Below are 16728 nucleotides of genomic sequence, written 5' to 3'. Positions count from 1 at the left end.
TCTCCCGGCCGCGGCCGACAGCGCCGCGCGCCGCATTCGAGAAACTTCACTCAACCAAGGAATAACTTCACTCAGTGAACGGTTGTGCTGCCTGTTGTCTTCCCCTGCTTCGCTCCCATCCTGTTGGAGGTTCCCGTCGTGACCATCGCGACCATCATTCTGTCTGCTCTGCTGGGACTGGCCTTCATCGGCGCCGGCCTCGGCAAGCTGCGCCGGGCCGAGCCGGTCACCGGCGTCCTGGTCCGGCTCGGCGTCTCCCCCGGTCTGCAGCGCATGGTCGGCGTGCTCGAGGTGCTCGGCGGCATCGCCGCCATCGTCGGCTTCTGGCTGCAGCCGCTCGGCATCATCGCCACCAGCGGCCTGGTGCTGATGATGATCGGCGCGCTGGTGTTCCACGTCCGCGCCCGCGACAGCTTCAAGGAGATGTCCGGCGCGGTGTACCTGCTGGTGCTGTCCGTCGTGGTGCTGATCTTCCAGATCGTGACCGTCTGATGTCGATGGCACCTTCGCACCCCTCCCGGCGACGCTCGCTGTTCCGCTCGGTGCAGTACAAGTGGTTGGTAGCAACAGCTTTCGTGATGGCGCTGTTCATGGAGATCCTCGACATGACGGTGCTGAACACCGCACTGCCGATTCTCGGTGAACACTTCGGTGCGCAGACGTCGACGCTGCAATGGCTCGTCACCGGTTACCTGATCAGCCTCGCGGTGTTCATTCCTGCGTCGGGCTGGGTGGCTGACCGGTTCGGTGACAAGAACACCTTCGTGCTCGCGCTGAGCATCTACACCGCGGCGTCGCTGTGGGCAGGGCTTGCCAACTCGGTGTCCGAGCTGCTGGTGGCCCGCATCGTCCAGGGCGTCGGCGGCGGTCTGCTCACCCCGGTGGGTACCGCCATGCTGTTCCGCGCCTTCCCGGCCAACGAACGCGCCCGTGCCTCCGCGGTGCTGGCCATCCCGACCTCGCTGGCACCGGCCCTCGGCCCGGTGCTCGGTGGCTGGCTGGCCGACAACGTGTCGTGGCGCTGGGTGTTCCTGCTCAAAGTGCCGGTCGGCGTGATCGGTCTGATCTTCAGCATGCTGGCGCTGCGGCCGGGTGAGCGCACCGCCTCCGGACGGCTGGACGTCGGAGGGTTCGTCGCCGGCGGTGCCGGTCTTGCGACTCTGCTGGTTGGCCTGGAACGCGGCGCCCGGGAGGGCTGGAGCGACGTCCCGTCACTGCTGCTGCTGGCGATCGGCGCGCTCGCGCTGGTGGCCTTCGTCGTCATCGAAGGCCGGGTCAAGGCGCCGATGGTCGACCTGAAGCTGTTGGGCAACAGGATGTTCCGGCTCGGCAACCTGATCATGCTGCCGGCCGCGGGTGCCACCATGGGCGCACTGTTCGTGGTACCGCTGCTGGTGCAGACCACCATGGGACTGAGCGCCACCGAGTCCGGTCTGCTGACCATGTGGCAGGCCATCGGCATGGTGGCGGTGCTGCCTTTCACCAACAGGGTGTTCCAGCGGCTCGGCCCGCGGCGGATGCTGGCCGGTGGTTTCGTGGTGGTGACCGCCAGCCTCGTCATGCTGGCGACCATCGAAGCCGGTTCCAGCCTGTGGCTGATCCGCGGCGCGATGTTCGCCATGGGCCTGGCCGGCGCTTTCATCATGGTGCCGGTGCAGGCCGCGGCGTTCTCCACCATCACGCCGCTGCAGACCGCTCGGGCCAGCGCCTGTTCTCCACCACGCGGCAGGTGGCCTCCAGCATCGGCGTTGCCCTACTGGCCACCACGCTGACCGTCCGGTTGTCTGCACATCTCGGTGAGCTGACCGCCCCGGTCGACGACGCGGCAAGGACGGCGGCCTCGTTCGCCGCCTACCAGGACGTGTTCTGGGTAGCCGCCGCCGTCGCCGCGCTCGGTGTTGTGGTCTCGCTGTTCGTCAGGAACTCCGAGGCCGCAGCCAGCCGTGGCATCCCGGCACCGGAGCCAACGGTGCCGGTCACGCCGGCCGGCACCGCGGTGCCGGTCACGCCGGTGCCGGGCACGCCGGTGTCGGGCACGCCGGTGTCGGGCGGTAAGTCACCGGCCGGCACCGCGCTCGGCGAGGCCACCGCCTGACGGTCCGTCCGTCGCCGCCGTCCGGGGTGTGCGACTGGTGCCTCACTCGGCCGGATGCAGGCGCGGGGCGGGGCCACTGCGGCCCCACAACGCGCACAAACCCCGGAAACCGTTGTGGTTTCCGGGGTTTGTGCGTGTTGGTATGCGGCTGCTGGGGCTGGCTTACTTGGCCTTCTCCAGCACCTCGACCAGCCGCCAGCGCTTGGTGGCCGACAGCGGCCGGGTCTCGGCCAGCAGCACCCGGTCGCCGATGCCGGCGTCCGAGTTCTCGTCGTGCGCCTTCACCTTGGTGGTGCGGCGGATGACCTTGGAGTAGCGCGGGTGCTTGGCGCGGTCTTCGAGCTCCACCACGATGGTCTTGTCCATCTTGTCGGAGACGACGTAGCCCTCGCGGACCTTGCGCTCGCCGCGGCTCTCGGTGGTTTCCGCGGTCTCGGCGGTTTCCTCAACGGCGGTGGGGGTCTGCTCGCTCATGCGGCACCTTCCTTGCTTCCAGCGGTGGCGCCAGCTCCGGCGCCGGCCGCTGCGGTCTCGTCGGGGCCGATGCTCAGGCCCAGCTCGCGCTCGCGCAGCACGGTGTAGATCCGCGCGATGTCGTGCCGGACGGTGCGCAGCCGGCGGTTGTTGTCCATCTGGCCGGTGGCCATCTGGAACCGCAGGTTGAACAGCTCTTCCTTGGCCTCGGCCAGGCGAGCCAGCAGCTCGTCCCGGCCCAGCTCGCGCAGCTCGTCGGCGGCGCTCACCCGGGCCGGAGCCTCGGTCTGCGCGTCCTTGGAGTCAGCCTTCGAACCGGCCTTGGAATCAGCCTTGGTGTCGGTCTTGGCCATCAGTTGTCACCACCCTCGCGGGTCACGATGCGGCACTTCATCGGGAGCTTGTGGATGGCCCTGCGCAGTGCCTCACGCGCGGTCTCCTCGGACGGGTAGGTCATCTCGAAGATGACCCGGCCCGGCTTGATGTTGGCAACCCACCACTCCGGCGAACCCTTACCGGAACCCATTCGGACCTCGGCGGGCTTCTTGGTGAGCGGCCGGTCGGGGAACACGTTGATCCAGACCTTGCCGCCACGCTTGATGTGCCGGTTGATGGCGATACGAGCGGACTCGATCTGCCGGTTGGTGATGTACGCCGGCTCCAGCGCCTGGATACCGAAGTCGCCGAAGGTCACCTTGGTGCCTCCGGTGGCCAACCCGGTGCGGTGCGGGCGGTGCTGCTTGCGGTGCTTGACCTTGCGGGGGATCAGCATGGTCAGCCCTCCGATCCTGCGGTAGTGGGCTGCGCGTCGGCGGTCGCCGAGCCAGCACCAGCGGACGCGCCGGCGGTGGCGGGAGCGTCGGCAGCGCGGCCGGCCTCGGTGGAGGTCGGGGTGGTGCCTGAGGCTCCGCCGCGGCGGCGCGGACGGTCGTCACGGGAGCGCCCGCCGCCACCACGGCCGGCCGCTGCTGCGGCGGCCTCGGCGGCGCGCTGCTCGGCGAGGGTGCCGCTCTTGTCGCCCTTGTAGATCCACACCTTCACGCCGATCCGGCCGAACGAGGTCTTGGCCTCGAAGAAGCCGTAGTCGATGTCGGCGCGCAGGGTGTGCAGCGGCACCCGGCCCTCGCGGTAGAACTCGCTGCGGCTCATCTCGGCGCCGCCGAGCCGGCCGGAGCACTGGATCCTGATGCCCTTGACGTTGCTGCTGCGCTGCGCCGATTGCATCGACTTGCGCATGGCACGCCGGAACGAGACGCGGTTGGACAGCTGCTCGGCAACACCCTGGGCGACCAGCTGCGCATCAGACTCGGGGTTGCGGACCTCGAGGATGTTCAGCTGCACCTGCTTGCCGGTGAGCTTCTCCAGCTGGCCACGCAGCCGGTCGGCCTCGGCGCCGCGGCGGCCGATGACGATGCCGGGACGGGCGGTGTAGATGTCCACCCTGACCCGGTCCCGGGTGCGCTCGATCTCGACCTTGGCGATGCCGGCGCGGTCCATGCCCGTCGACATGAGCTTGCGGATGGCAACGTCCTCCGCGACGTACTCGGAGTAGGCCTTGTCGGCGTACCAGCGGGAGCTCCAGTCGGTGGTGATACCGAGACGGAACCCGTGCGGGTTGATTTTCTGACCCACTAGCGGGTCCTTCCCTTCGCACTCGACGAGCCGGCGGCACGGCGGCCCCGGCTGGACTTGGTGGCATTGACCGCCTGCTTGGCGGCCGCGCGCTGATCCTCGGCCAGTTCAACGGTGATGTGGCAGGTGCGCTTGCGGATCCGGAACGCCCGGCCCTGGGCTCGCGGCTGGAACCGCTTCAGGGTCGGCCCCTCGTCGACGAAAACCTTGTCGATGACGAGGCTCTCGCGATCCATGCCGTGGTTGTTCTCGGCGTTGGCCGCGGCCGAGGCCACCAGCTTGGCCACCGGCTCGGCGGCGGCCTGCGGCTGGAACTTCAGGATGGCAAGGGCGTCGGCGGCGGACCGGCCGCGCACCAGGTCGGCGACCCGGCGCACCTTCATCGGAGTCATGCGCACGTACCGCGCCTGAGCCCGAGCGCGCGGCAGCTGCTCGGCAGCTGCTTCAGCTTTTTCAGGCATGTTCTTCCTTTACTCGTGGTACTCGTGGGCGGTCGGCGCGACTATCCGCGGCGGGCGCGGCGGTCGTCCTTGATATGGCCCTTGAAGGTCCTTGTGGGTGCGAACTCGCCCAGCTTGTGACCGACCATCGACTCGGTGATGAACACCGGGACGTGCTTGCGGCCGTCGTGCACCGCGATGGTGTGGCCGAGCATGTCCGGGATGATCGTGGACCGGCGGGACCAGGTCTTGATGACCTGCTTGGAGCCCTTGTCGTTGGCGACGTCCACCTTCTTGAGCAGGTGGTCGTCGACGAAGGGGCCCTTCTTCAATGAACGAGGCATGTGCTGGCTTCCTTACCGCTTCTTGCCGGACTTGCGACGACGGCGGACGATCAGCTTGTCGCTCGCCTTGTTCGGACGACGGGTGCGGCCCTCGGGCTTGCCCGCCGGGTTGACCGGGTGCCGGCCTCCGGAGGTCTTGCCCTCGCCACCACCGTGCGGGTGGTCGACCGGGTTCATCGCCACACCGCGGACGGTCGGGCGCTTGCCCTTCCAGCGCATGCGGCCGGCCTTGCCCCAGTTGATGTTCGCGTGGTCGGAGTTGCCGACCTCGCCGATGGTCGCCCGGCAGCGGGCGTCCACGTTGCGGACCTCACCGGACGGCATCCGCAGCTGGGCGTACGGACCGTCCTTGGCGACCAGCTGGACGCGGGCGCCGGCGCTGCGGCCGATCTTCGCGCCGCCACCCGGGCGCAGCTCGATGGCGTGCACGACGGTGCCGACCGGGATGTTGCGCAGCGGCAAGTTGTTGCCCGGCTTGATGTCTGCGCTCGGCCCGGTCTCGATGGTGGCGCCCTGCCGGAGCCGGTTCGGCGCGATGATGTAGCGCTTGTCGCCGTCGGCGAAGTGCAGCAGCGCGATCCGCGCTGAGCGGTTCGGGTCGTACTCGATGTGCGCGACCTTGGCCGGCACGCCGTCCTTGTCGGCGCGGCGGAAGTCGATCACCCGGTAGCTGCGCTTGTGGCCGCCGCCCTGGTGCCGGGCGGTGACCCGCCCGTGCACGTTGCGGCCGCCCTTGGAGTGCAGCGGAGCCAGCAGCGACTTCTCCGGGGTGTCGCGGGTGATCTCGGCGAAATCGCTCACCGAGGCGCCGCGGCGACCTGGGGTCGTCGGCTTGTACTTACGGATACCCATTGTTCTTCTCGTTCCCTATCCCGCTCAGGCGCCCGTGAAGATCTCGATCGGCTTGCTGTCGGGCGACAGCGTGACGATCGCGCGCTTGGTGGACTTCCGCTGGCCGTAACCGAATCGGGTGCGCTTGCGCTTGCCCTGCCGGTTGAGGGTGTTCACCGCGGTAACGGTGACATCGAAGATCTCTTCGATGGCGATCTTGATCTGCGTCTTGTTGGCGTCCGGGTGCACCTCGAAGGTGTACCGGCCGGATTCCAGCAACCCGTAGCTCTTCTCGGAGACGACCGGGCGCAGGATGATGTCGCGCGGGTTGGCGGTCATTTGCTCTCCTCATCTTTCTTGCGCTGGCTCGGCGGCAGCAGGAAACCAGCGGCCTCGGCGGCTTCCGGGCTACGGAACCAGACCTCTGCAACGGTGGAGTTGTAGAACCGGCTGCCCGGCACGTGGTACAGCATCGAGTCGGCGTTGCCCTTGATCGGGAACCCTTCCGGCTCGCTGCCGTCGGCCAGCGGGGCGTGGCTGTCCGGGCCAAAGTCCTTGGCAGCGCCGGTGTCCGCGCCCTTGTCGGAGTCGGTACCCGACCCGGCCTCGGCAGTGTCGGCAGACTCGGCGGGAGCCTTGGCGGTGTCCACCAGTCCACGCGGGGCGGCAGTGGCGCCGCCCTTGCCGCTCGCCGACTCGGCCGCCCCCGAAGATTCGACGGCGCCGTCAACGGCAGCAGCCTTGCCGGGCTTGGCGAACGACAGGAACTCCTCGAGCGCGGCCTTGGTGAAGACCACGTCGTCGGCGCACAGCACGTCGTAGGTGTTGAGCTGATCGGCGGAGATCAGCTGAACGGTGGCCGCGTTGCGCAGCGACTTCCAGCCGGCCTCGTCGGTGCGCTCGACAACCACAAGGATGTTCTTGCTGGCGGCCAGTGCCTCGACAGCGCCGAGGGTGGCAAGCGCGGCCTTGGTGGACGGGGCGTCGCCATCGACCAGTGCGCTCAGCACGTGCACCCGGCCGCCGCGGGCCCGGTCGGAGAGGGCACCGCGCAGCGCGGCCGCCTTCATCTTCTTCGGGGTGCGCTGGCTGTAGCCGTGCGGGATGGGTCCGTGCACGGTGCCGCCGCCGACGAACTGCGGGGCCCTGGTGGAACCCTGGCGGGCCCGGCCGGTGCCCTTCTGGCGGTACGGCTTGGCGCCGCCGCCGCGGACCTCGCCGCGGGTCTTGGCCGAGTGCGTGCCCTGACGGGCGGCGGCCAGCTGGGCCACCACCACCTGGTGCATCAGCGGGATGTTCGACTGGACGTCGAAGATCTCAGCGGGCAGCTCAACGCTGCCGTCGGCCTTGCCGGCCGGATTCGTAACGGTAACGGTGCTCATCGGGCCGTGTCCTTACTTCGCGTCCGAGGATTGCGCTGCGGCGGGAACCCCCGCTGCCGGCGACTTCACTGCGGTCTTGATCATCAGCAGGCCGCCCTTGGGGCCGGGGATGGCGCCCTTGATCAGCACCAGACCCTTGTCGGCATCCACTGCGTGGACGGTCAGGTTCTGGGTGGTGACGGTCTCCTGGCCGGCGCGACCGGCCATCCGCAGGCCCTTGAACACCCGGCCGGGGGTGGCGCAGCCACCGATGGAGCCGGGAGCGCGGTGCTTGCGGTGCACGCCGTGGCCACCGGAAAGACCGGCGAACCCGTGGCGCTTCATGACACCGGCGGTGCCCTTGCCCTTGGAGGTGCCGGTGACGTCGATGACGTCACCCGAGGCGAAGACCTGCTCGGCGGTGAGCTCCTGGCCCACCTGGTAGCCGGAGACGTCTTCGGTGCGCAGCTCGGCCAGGTGCCGGCGCGGGGTGACCCCGGCCTTGGCGAAGTGGCCGGCCTGCGGCTTGTTCACCTTGCGCGGGTCGATCGCGCCGAACGCGAACTGGACCCCGTTGTAGCCGTCCTTGTCTGCGGTGCGGACGGCGGTCACCACCACCGGTCCGGCGGCGACGACGGTCACCGGGACGACCCGGTTGGTGTCGTCGAAAACCTGCGTCATCCCGAGCTTGTGCCCGAGGATGCCCTTCAGCGTGTTTGCCATGTCTGAAAACCCATCTCCTGCCGACTGATGGCGGTGGACTCGAATTACTGGATGTTGACGTCCACCGACGCCGGCAGATCGATGCGCATCAGCGCGTCAACCGTCTTGGGCGTCGGGTCGAGGATGTCGATCAGCCGCTTGTGCGTGCGCATCTCGAAGTGCTCGCGCGAGTCCTTGTACTTGTGCGGCGAGCGGATGACGCAGTAAACGTTCTTCTCGGTGGGCAGCGGCACCGGGCCGACGACCCTGGCACCGGTACGGGTCACCGTCTCGACGATCTTCTTCGCCGAGGCGTCGATCGCTTCGTGGTCGTAGGCCTTGAGCCTGATGCGGATCTTCTGTCCCGCCACGTTGCCGTCCTTCTTCTCAAGCCGGCGCTCGACCGGGCGGTCGAACGCGTTGCTGCACTGGGTCTTGACTACTGGGTCTTGACTGGTCTGCCTGCACTGCACCCGCGCCGATGCCAGCGCGAGGCTGCCGCCTCCAGTCCAGTGGTCCGCTCCGGCGCACCGCGGCCGGCGAGCAAGCCGACTGCCCGGGCAAGCCCGGTGGTGCGCGCCGCGAGGGCCGCTGCCGCTGTTCATCAGTGCAGGTTCACCGGTCCACGCGGCCGGGCGTGTCGCGGATGATGCACACAGGCGTGCCCCTACCGTGTGCCGCTGGAGGATTCTCCGGACGTCGGTGACGGGGCCGCCGGGCAACATCTGCAACGCTGTCCTGGCGTGAACCAGCTGTGCTCGCGAGGAGCACCGAACTGCTGGTTGTTCCCCTGCCGCAGGCCGCACGAAAGCAGCACCCCGGAAGGGCAACTCAACGAGTATGCCCCACCATGGCGGGCCGGTTCAAATCGCCGGACGTCGCGAGCACGCTGGACGTCCCCGCGTGTGGCTCAGATCTCCGTCACCGGCACCTGCATCACCGGCACCTGCGTCACCGGCACGGTCAGCTTGCTGAGGCGCCGGCCGCACCGCGCGCAGCCGTTGGATGGCACGCGGTCGTCGCGTCGCTTCGTTGCGTCGCGCCGTTGCGTCGCTCGTTGCATCGCACGCCTCGGCTGCCGCTCTACGCGGCCCGCGCATTCTGCGCGTTCTACGGATTCCTGGCCATTCCCGGCCATTCCCGGCCATTCCCGGCCATTCCTGGCTTCGTGGGCATCTGGGGAGTACTGGGCATCGGTTTCCTTTGCCGCATAACGGTTCTCGGACACCGACCACCGAAGCCTCATGAGGTTTCGGGGGCGGCAACCGGGGTAACGAAACCGTGAGGGGCTGTCCCGCCGAGCGTTCGTCATCGGTCACCCCGCGAGAGGAGAGGTCATTGCCAACCAAGAAGCCAGCCAAGAACTCAACCGAGAACTCAGCATCCAACAGTAGGTCGAGCGAACCCCGTCGGACCGGCGGCGACAGCGCCGGTAGGCGCAAGACCGGCGATGCCGTCGTCCCCGGCGTACCGGCGAGCGAGCCGCCCAGCCTGGCGGAGCCGACCAAGGCCCGCGATCCGTTGCCGCCCAAGGCCGACCAGCAGGGTCCGGCGAACGTCTCGCCCACCGGGGCCGACTACAACGCACCCCCGGAGACCAATGCCCAGCAGGGCAGGTATCTGACCACTTCGACCGGGGTGCGGCTGGGCGACACCGACCATTCGCTCAAGGCCGGCCCGCGCGGGCCGGTACTGCTGCAGGACCATCATCTGCGCGAGAAGATCACCCACTTCGACCACGAGCGCATCCCGGAACGGGTGGTGCACGCCCGCGGCGCCGCGGCGCACGGCACCTTCGTCGCCAACGGCGCGGCCGCCGGCATCAGCAAGGCGGGCTTTCTGGCCAAGGGCGTCGAGACACCGGTGTTCGTCCGCTTCTCCACCGTTCTGGGCAGCCGGGGCTCGGCCGACACGGTGCGCGACACCCGCGGATTCGCCACCAAGTTCTACACCGACGAGGGCATCTACGACCTCGTCGGCAACAACATCCCGGTGTTCTTCATCCAGGACGGCATCAAGTTCCCCGATCTGATCCATGCCGGCAAACCGCAGCCGGACCGCGAGATTCCGCAGGCGCAGAGCGCCCACGACACCTTCTGGGACTTCGTCTCGCTGCACACCGAGGCCCAGCACCACACTCTGTGGAACATGTCGGACCGGGCCCTGCCGGCGTCCTTCCGCACCATGGAAGGTTTTGGGCTGCACACCTTCCGGATGATCAACGACGCCGGCGAGACCTGCCTTGTCAAGTTCCACTGGAAGCCACGGCAGGGTGTGCACTCGCAGACCTGGGAAGAAGCGCAGCTGACCCAGGGCCTCGACCCGGACTTCCATCGGCGGGATCTAGCCGACGCCATCGAGGCCGGCGTCTACCCGGTCTGGGACCTCGGGGTGCAGGTGATGCCGGACAACGACGAGCAGACCTTCTCCGGGATCGACCTGCTGGACCCCACCAAGCTCGTCCCCGAGGAACTGGCCGAGGTGCAGATCATCGGCACGATGACGCTGAATCGCAATCCCATCAACTACTTTGCCGAGACCGAGCAGGTGATGTTCAACCCCGGTCACCTGGTGCCCGGTATCGACGTCACCAACGATCCGCTGTTGCAGGCGCGGTTGTTCTCCTACATCGACACCCAGCTCAGCCGGCTCGGCGGCCCGAACTTCAGCCAGCTGCCGATCAACCGGCCGCATGCCGCGGTCAACGATCTGTTGCGGGACGGCAGCCACCAGGACGCGGTTCCCGGTGGGGTCGCCGCGTACCGGCCGAACTCGCTCGACGGCGGCTGTCCGTTCACCGCCAGCACCGCGGAGGGCGCCTTCATCGACATCCCCACCGAGGTGCACGGCGCCAAGGTGCGCGAGCTGTCGGAGTCGTTCGAAGACCACTACACCCAATGCCGGTTGTTCTACGCATCGTTGGGCGAGGTGGAGAAGCAGCACGTGATCGCTGCCTACACCTTCGAGCTGGCCAAGTGCTACGAGGAGAACATCAAACTGCGCCAACTCGGCTGCCTGGCGAACATCGACGCCGAGCTGTGCCAGCAGGTGGCCGCAGGTCTGGGCCTGCCGGCTCCGAAACCGACGGAGAAGCTCACCACTCCCGAGCCCAGCCCGGCGCTGAGTCAGCTGGGCGGGCGGTGGCCGGTGGCCGGGCGCAGGGTCGGCGTTGTGGTCGGCGCCGACACCGATCCCACGGTGGCGGCTGCGGTGGCCGACGCGGTGCGGTCCGCCGGCATGCTGCCGCTGCTGATCGCGCCGACCGGCGGCACATTCGGCAAGCAAGCCATCCAGCGCAGCTATCTCACGGCGGCGTCGGTGGAGTTGGACGCCGCGGTCCTGGCCGGGCTGGCGGCGCCGGCGGACGACGCCTTCCCCGCGCGCGACAGCAAGGCCGGCCATCAGCCGGCCGGGCAGCTGGATCCACGGGTGGTCAAGCTGTTCGGTGAACTGTTCCGGCAGGCCAAGCCGATCGGTGTGCTCGACGGGCTGGACGACTCCGGCATCGCCGACGTGGTGGATCTCGGTGCTCCGGGAGTCGCCACCGGCTCCGCCAGCGCGGTGGTGGACGAACTCACCGAACTCCTTGCCCAGCACCGGATGTGGCAGCGGGGCTGACCGGCGCTCGACGTCCCGCGGGTACCGGGGTCAGGGTCGGCCGGCGTCCGGTTGGGTGCCTGGCGCGCCAGGCGTGGCACCCCACCAGGGCACCGGCCGACCGCCTGGCGGCCGGGTGCATATGGCTCAGTGCGGGCGGTGCCGTAGCAGCAGACGCGGCTTCAAGCAGACGCGGCATCAGTGCGACGCCGGCACGAATCCGTGCACGTCGAGCCAGCTGTCCACAAGAGCCGGCCACTGCCGCGCCCCTGGCTGCGCCGCGGCCAGGCCGATTCCGTGCGGCCCGTCGTCAAACAGGTGCAGCTCGACGGGCACACCGGCCCTGACCAAGGCGTTGGTGTAGTCCAGCGATTGGGCAGCGGGCACCACCCGGTCCGGGGCCGTGTGCCAGATGAAGGTCGGCGGGGTGGCCGCGTCCACCAGGTCGGCCACATCCAGCTTCCGCAGCTTCGCCGATCGCGGCTCGCCGAACAGGTTGTCGCCCAATAGTTCTGCTGTCACCGGGTCCGACACTCTGGTGGCCGGGTAACCCAGGACGCACCCGTCAGGACGATCGTCCGTTGTGCCGCCGAGTGAGGCGGATTCGGCCACGGCCGCCTCAGGGTCGAACCCGACCGCAAGCAGCGCGGCGACATGCCCGCCCGCCGAGAATCCCAGTACCACAACGCGATCCGGCCGGAACCCGAGCTGGCCGGCGTGCCGTCGGAGCCAGCGCAGCGTGCGCCATGCGTCCAGCAGACCGGCCGGAAACCGATGCGGCGCCACGCGGTACCGCAGCACGAACGCCGCAAACCCACGCTGGTGAAACCACTCCGCGACCGGCTCGGCTTCGTGGTCGGCATGCAGCTGGTACCCGCCGCCGGGCAGCACCAGTACCGCGGGCGCTCCCGGGTCGGACGCCGGCAAACCGCGCAGCACGCTCCCATCGGGAGGCACCGGCTCAGCGGAATCCGTCGACGGGTCGTAGCTGTACCAGCCATGGTGAGCAGTCACGCCACGGTCACCGGGCAGCCACCGACAGCGCGACGGTGCCGCGCAGAACCGACCAGCCGCGCAAAACCGACCAGCCGCGCAGACCCGACCATCATGGGCTCACTCTTGCACGCGGCGGGTATCGCCGCTCGTTGGAGCCTGCAACCACCGCATCCGTTGCGACCCAACGATTCCCGCGACATCGGTTCGAACCCGGCCACGAGTGCCGGGAATCGGCCGAGCGCAGCGTCCACCACCCGAAGGTGGCATTTTCGCTCGCCGTTGTTGCCAGCATCACGGCTCAGTGCCATCATCTGAAACAGAATTCCACGAACTCGCACAGAACCGCCCACAACGGACGTGCCGAGCCTGCTCCACTCCCCCGAACTCCGCTCACCGACTTCCGGACAGCGACGTCTCGGTGGCCGGCCACCGGCTGCCGACGCCGGCTCGGACACAGCAAAGGCAGGAACCATGCGCAGCAACTCGCGACGATCACGACTGTCCGCCTGGCTGGCCGGCGCACTGATCGGCGCCGGCGCCACCGCGGTCGCCGTCATCCCCGGATCGGCGGTCTCCCCGCTGGCGACCGGCAACTACACCGACCTGCCCCCCGGCACCGCCCCGTCCGGGGATGGCACCGCGGTGGACAAGGCCGGGATCGAGCTCGGCCCGGCGTGGGGCGTGTACAACCCGGCTCCTGGGTTCAAAGCCAGTGCACCGCGGGCCAGTCAATGGGACACCGTCGACGCGACCGGCCGCACCGCCAAGAAAATGGCGGTCAGCTTCAGCGCAAACGCCGACCTGGCCAGCGCCGATGCCGTGTCGGTCGTCGCCCGCTCCGGCAACAGCGGCCAGACCTGGAACACCGTTGGCCCCAGCGACTGGATGGCGTTGAACATGGCCAAGCTGGCCGACGGGTCGCTGCTGACCGTCGACTTCATCCCGGAGTGGACCGACGCCAGCCATCGCAACGTGGTACTGGTCAGCTACCGATCCACCGATGGTGGCAGCACCTTCACCAGGTCAACGGTGCCGGTCGCTCCCCCGGCCGGCACCAACTGGGGCCCGATGGAGCGGGGCCTTCGGGTCGCGCGCGGGCTATACCAGCTGCCGGACGGCACCCTGCTGATGCCCGCCTACACCCAGGTCACCGGCGACCCGGCGGCGCGGGTGATCATCTTGCAGTCGACGGACAACGGGGCCAGTTGGTCGGTCCGCTCCACCATCGCCAAGGGCACACCGACCAAGAACATCGTCGAGCCGGGCATCAGCTGGACCACCGACAACCGGCTGATCGCGATCATGCGGACCGACTACAAGCCGGTGCAGGTGGCGCCGACCGAACTGCTCGTCTCCTATTCGGACGACGTCGGCCAAACCTGGTCGACCCCAACGCCTCTCACCACCGCCGGCGGCACCGTTGTGAAGGGCATCGACCCGAACTTCAGCCTGCAGCCCAACGGCATGCTGCTGCTGTCGTACGGTCGTCCTGACAACCAGTTGCTGGTCTCCGAGGACGGCACCGGGCGTAGCTGGACCGACCACCAGGTGACCTTCAGCAACGCCTTCGACACCACCACCCCGATCGAGCAGAACCAACAGCGCAGCTACGGCTCCGGTGGCAACACCTCCATCCTTCTGGTGGCCGCGAACCGCTCGCTGCTGTTCTACGACACCTGCATCACCAACAACTGGTGCAAGTCGTACAACGAGCAGTACGGCATCCAGGCCAAATACATCGACGCCGTCACCCCCGGCGTCGGCAAGATCGACGTGATGAGCCGGCTGCTGGACAAGACGGCGACCGTCACCGGCGACTTCGCCGCACCGAACAAGATCTACCCGGAACAGCGGGCCGAGGGCGCCTTCGACGGCAGCTCGGCCGAGCGGGCCGCCACCGTGCTGCAGCGCGCCGACGGCGCCGCGCCGTCGATGGTGCTGCGGCTGGACCGCCCGTACCGGCTGGACAAGCTGGGCATCATGCTCGGCACCGGGCAACCGCTGGACGCCGATGTTCAGGTCTCCGCCGACGGGAAAGCCTGGGGTGCACCGGTTCTCACGATCCGCGGCACCCAGGACCGGGCGATGCGCTACCACGATCTGACGCCGGTGACCGCGCAGTACGTCAAGGTCACCGGAAAGGCCGGCGCCACCACTCCGGTGGTCGAGCTTGAGCTGTACGCGCAGCAGCTCGACACCTTCGAGAACGATGCACCGTTCGCCATTCCGCGTGGTTTCACCGGCGGGGTCAACGCCACCGTCACCGACGTTGAGGCGGGCGGAGCCCACTCGCAACGGTCACTGCGGTTGCTGGACCGGCGCTACGACCAGGACGCGACCATCACCAAGGCCAGTCCGCAAGCGCCGTACCAGTCGGCCGAGTTCCAGTTGGCCTACGAGTTCGGCGCCAACCCTGTGTACTTCTCGGTTGTCGGCACGTCAGCGGGCAAACAGACTGCGCCGTGGCAATTCCGGGTGGCTGCGCCGAGTTCGGCGCCGACGCTGCAGGTGCTCAACGGCGGCAGTTGGAAGTCGCTGGGCCCGGTGCGCTCGTTCCCGGTCACCGACGCGGCGTCCAACCTCGGCCAATGGAACACGATCGGCGTCGAAGCCGGCCCCTCGTCGGCGACGGTGACGATCAACGGGCAGCGGTTCCCGGCCACCACCCTGCGCAGTGAAGACGCCGACTCGCTGGCCGGCCTGCAGTGGCGCTCCGACGGGCTGGCACCGGCGCACACCGAACTGTTCATCGACGACCTGTACCTGGCCGGGCACACGCAACCGGCACCGAAACTGGCCGCACTCACCACCTCTGCCGCGGCCACCGGGCCGGGGCGGCCGATCACCGTCACCAGCACCCTCACCAACACCGCGTCGGTGGCGGTGAACAACGCCGAGGCGTTCCTGGTGACGCCGGCCGGCTGGAGCACCTCGACGGCGAACCTGCCCGGCACCCTGCGGCCGGGCCAGAGTGTGACCGTGCGGTGGGTGGTGACGCCGCCCGCCGGCACCGAACCCGGCAGCTTCCAGCTGCACGCCCAGGCCGGGTACTCCATCGGTTCCGACGACTACCGGGCGGTGTCACCGAGCATGTCGGTCTCGGTCGGCCTGGTCCCGCGGGAAGCGATGACGGCCACCGCCAGCAGCCAGCAGGCACCTGGCAACGTGGCATCGCTGGCCATCGACGGCAAGCCCGACACCTTCTGGCACACCCAGTATTCGCCGAGCACACCGCCACTGCCCCAATGGATCACCCTCGATCTGGGCGCACCATACAACCTGAATGGACTGCGCTACCTGCCGCGCCAGTCCGGCGGCAGCAACGGGATCATCACCGGCTACACCATCTCGGCCAGCACCGACGGGACCACCTTCACCCCGGTGACATCGGGCAGCTGGGGCGCCGATGCCGCCGAAAAGTCGGCGACGTTCACCGCCCGGAGCGCGCGCTATCTGCGGTTGACCGCGACGGCCGGCGTCGGCGGCTTCGCCAACGCCGCCGAGCTGAAGGTGCTCGGCAGCCCGCGCTGATCCAGCGCTCCGGCCCGCGCGAGCGCGCCTGCACGCGGCCGGGTTTAGTGTCTGCGGGTGGACTCAGACCCGCAGCCAGACCCGGACCGGCAGGCCGACCCGGCGGCCGGTACCGCTGACCGGCGGCAACCCGGTGTCGGCGATCGGCAGCAACCGGTGCTGGTGGTGATGGGGGTTTCCGGTTCAGGCAAGTCGACCGTCGCCGGGATCCTGGCCGGTCAGCTCGGCTGGGATCTGGGTGAGGGCGACGACATGCATCCGGAGGAGAACGTCGCCAAGATGGCCGCGGGTGAGCCGCTCACCGACGACGACCGCTGGCCGTGGCTGGAAACGGTCTGCTGCTGGATCACCGAGCACAATCTGGCCGGTATCCCCGGCATCATCACCTGCTCGGCGCTCAAACGCAGCTACCGCGATGTGCTGCGCGGGCAGCATGTGGTGTTCGTGCTGCTGGCCGGCGACGCCAATCGCATCGGACGGCGGATGGCGATGCGCACCGGGCACTACATGCCGACCTCGCTGCTGGATTCTCAGCTGTCGATCCTGGAACCACCCGGCCAGGACGAGCGGGCCGTCGTGGTGGACATCGACCGCCCGCCGGCCGCCATCGCGGCCGAGGTGGTGACCCGACTGGCACTGCGGCCGGACGTGGGCTCGTCCGGCTTGGGCGCCGCAGAGCCAGGCGCCGACTCGGCCGGCGCCAGAGCCGCTCCTGATGGCCGACG

Annotated in this window: 18 protein-coding genes and 1 pseudogene; 6 read left to right on the top strand and 13 right to left on the bottom strand. The window is 68.8% G+C overall.

The features are described from left to right. The first annotated feature begins 138 nt into the window (after positions 1-138). The 3 genes from HKD39_RS05610 to HKD39_RS05600 are packed head-to-tail and all read left to right on the top strand — an operon-like array spanning position 139 to position 2095. Positions 139-492 (top strand): DoxX family protein, encoded by a 354-nt coding sequence (locus tag HKD39_RS05610; RefSeq protein WP_171198807.1) that lies wholly within the window; start codon positions 139-141, stop codon positions 490-492. Then, entirely contained in the window at positions 492-1772 is a 1281-nt protein-coding gene (locus tag HKD39_RS05605; RefSeq protein WP_171198806.1) for an MDR family MFS transporter, read from the top strand. The genes HKD39_RS05610 and HKD39_RS05605 overlap by 1 nt, the downstream gene beginning before the upstream one ends. Beyond that, on the top strand, positions 1730-2095 hold the full coding sequence (locus HKD39_RS05600; protein ID WP_171198805.1) for a hypothetical protein: 366 nt from the start codon (positions 1730-1732) through the stop codon (positions 2093-2095). The genes HKD39_RS05605 and HKD39_RS05600 overlap by 43 nt, the downstream gene beginning before the upstream one ends. A 162-nt stretch (positions 2096-2257) precedes the next feature. Here the strand turns inward: HKD39_RS05600 and rpsQ are convergent, their stop codons facing one another. The 12 genes from rpsQ to HKD39_RS05540 all read right to left on the bottom strand — a co-directional run bounded on the left by rpsQ (position 2258) and on the right by HKD39_RS05540 (position 9107). Further along, positions 2258-2569, bottom strand: a complete 312-nt coding sequence (rpsQ, locus tag HKD39_RS05595) for a 30S ribosomal protein S17 (protein ID WP_171198804.1) — start codon at positions 2567-2569, stop codon at positions 2258-2260. Next, positions 2566-2838, bottom strand: a complete 273-nt coding sequence (rpmC, locus tag HKD39_RS05590; RefSeq protein ID WP_343074618.1) for a 50S ribosomal protein L29 — start codon at positions 2836-2838, stop codon at positions 2566-2568. The genes rpsQ and rpmC overlap by 4 nt, the downstream gene beginning before the upstream one ends. Before the next feature lie 83 nt (positions 2839-2921). Beyond that, positions 2922-3341, bottom strand: coding sequence for a 50S ribosomal protein L16 (gene rplP / locus HKD39_RS05585; protein ID WP_171198802.1), 420 nt, complete (start codon positions 3339-3341; stop codon positions 2922-2924). Between the two features lie 2 nt (positions 3342-3343). Then, positions 3344-4201 (bottom strand): 30S ribosomal protein S3, encoded by an 858-nt coding sequence (gene rpsC / locus HKD39_RS05580; protein WP_171198801.1) that lies wholly within the window; start codon positions 4199-4201, stop codon positions 3344-3346. Continuing rightward, entirely contained in the window at positions 4201-4662 is a 462-nt protein-coding gene (rplV, locus tag HKD39_RS05575; protein ID WP_171198800.1) for a 50S ribosomal protein L22, read from the bottom strand. The genes rpsC and rplV overlap by 1 nt, the downstream gene beginning before the upstream one ends. A 41-nt stretch (positions 4663-4703) precedes the next feature. Next, positions 4704-4985, bottom strand: a complete 282-nt coding sequence (gene rpsS, locus HKD39_RS05570) for a 30S ribosomal protein S19 (RefSeq protein ID WP_171198799.1) — start codon at positions 4983-4985, stop codon at positions 4704-4706. 12 nt (positions 4986-4997) lie between these two features. Beyond that, on the bottom strand, positions 4998-5837 hold the full coding sequence (gene rplB / locus HKD39_RS05565; RefSeq protein WP_171198798.1) for a 50S ribosomal protein L2: 840 nt from the start codon (positions 5835-5837) through the stop codon (positions 4998-5000). A 24-nt stretch (positions 5838-5861) separates the two neighbouring features. Then, the gene (gene rplW / locus HKD39_RS05560; protein ID WP_171198797.1) at positions 5862-6155 is read right to left on the bottom strand and encodes a 50S ribosomal protein L23; all 294 of its coding nucleotides are present in this window, start codon (positions 6153-6155) and stop codon (positions 5862-5864) included. Beyond that, on the bottom strand, positions 6152-7198 hold the full coding sequence (gene rplD, locus HKD39_RS20335; RefSeq protein WP_171198796.1) for a 50S ribosomal protein L4, sunset domain variant: 1047 nt from the start codon (positions 7196-7198) through the stop codon (positions 6152-6154). Before rplD ends, rplW begins: the two co-directional genes overlap by 4 nt. A gap of 12 nt (positions 7199-7210) precedes the next feature. After that, on the bottom strand, positions 7211-7900 hold the full coding sequence (rplC, locus tag HKD39_RS05550) for a 50S ribosomal protein L3 (protein WP_171198795.1): 690 nt from the start codon (positions 7898-7900) through the stop codon (positions 7211-7213). 44 nt (positions 7901-7944) lie between these two features. Further along, complete coding sequence (gene rpsJ, locus HKD39_RS05545) at positions 7945-8250, bottom strand: 30S ribosomal protein S10 (RefSeq protein ID WP_010120790.1); 306 nt, start codon at positions 8248-8250, stop codon at positions 7945-7947. Positions 8251-8789: 539 nt separating this feature from the next. Further along, positions 8790-9107, bottom strand: a complete 318-nt coding sequence (locus tag HKD39_RS05540) for a hypothetical protein (protein ID WP_171198794.1) — start codon at positions 9105-9107, stop codon at positions 8790-8792. 110 nt (positions 9108-9217) lie between these two features. Between HKD39_RS05540 and HKD39_RS05535 the strand changes: the two genes are divergently transcribed. Next, positions 9218-11497: a catalase gene (locus tag HKD39_RS05535; protein ID WP_171198793.1), complete on the top strand. Its 2280-nt coding sequence runs from the start codon at positions 9218-9220 to the stop codon at positions 11495-11497. A gap of 177 nt (positions 11498-11674) precedes the next feature. Here the strand turns inward: HKD39_RS05535 and HKD39_RS05530 are convergent, their stop codons facing one another. Next, the gene (locus HKD39_RS05530) at positions 11675-12490 is read right to left on the bottom strand and encodes an alpha/beta hydrolase fold domain-containing protein (RefSeq protein WP_171198792.1); all 816 of its coding nucleotides are present in this window, start codon (positions 12488-12490) and stop codon (positions 11675-11677) included. Between the two features lie 453 nt (positions 12491-12943). Between HKD39_RS05530 and HKD39_RS05525 the strand changes: the two genes are divergently transcribed. Together HKD39_RS05525 and HKD39_RS05520 are read left to right on the top strand one after the other, a co-directional pair. Beyond that, the gene (locus tag HKD39_RS05525) at positions 12944-16003 is read left to right on the top strand and encodes a discoidin domain-containing protein (RefSeq protein ID WP_171198791.1); all 3060 of its coding nucleotides are present in this window, start codon (positions 12944-12946) and stop codon (positions 16001-16003) included. 168 nt (positions 16004-16171) lie between these two features. Next, positions 16172-16645, top strand: a pseudogene (locus tag HKD39_RS05520) (gluconokinase); the annotation flags it as partial. Positions 16646-16728 lie beyond the last annotated feature (83 nt).

Source organism: Nakamurella aerolata, from assembly GCF_013002705.1.
In the GTDB taxonomy this organism is placed as follows: Bacteria; Actinomycetota; Actinomycetes; order Mycobacteriales; family Nakamurellaceae; genus Nakamurella; species Nakamurella aerolata.
This window is presented reverse-complemented; position numbering and strand designations above follow the sequence as displayed.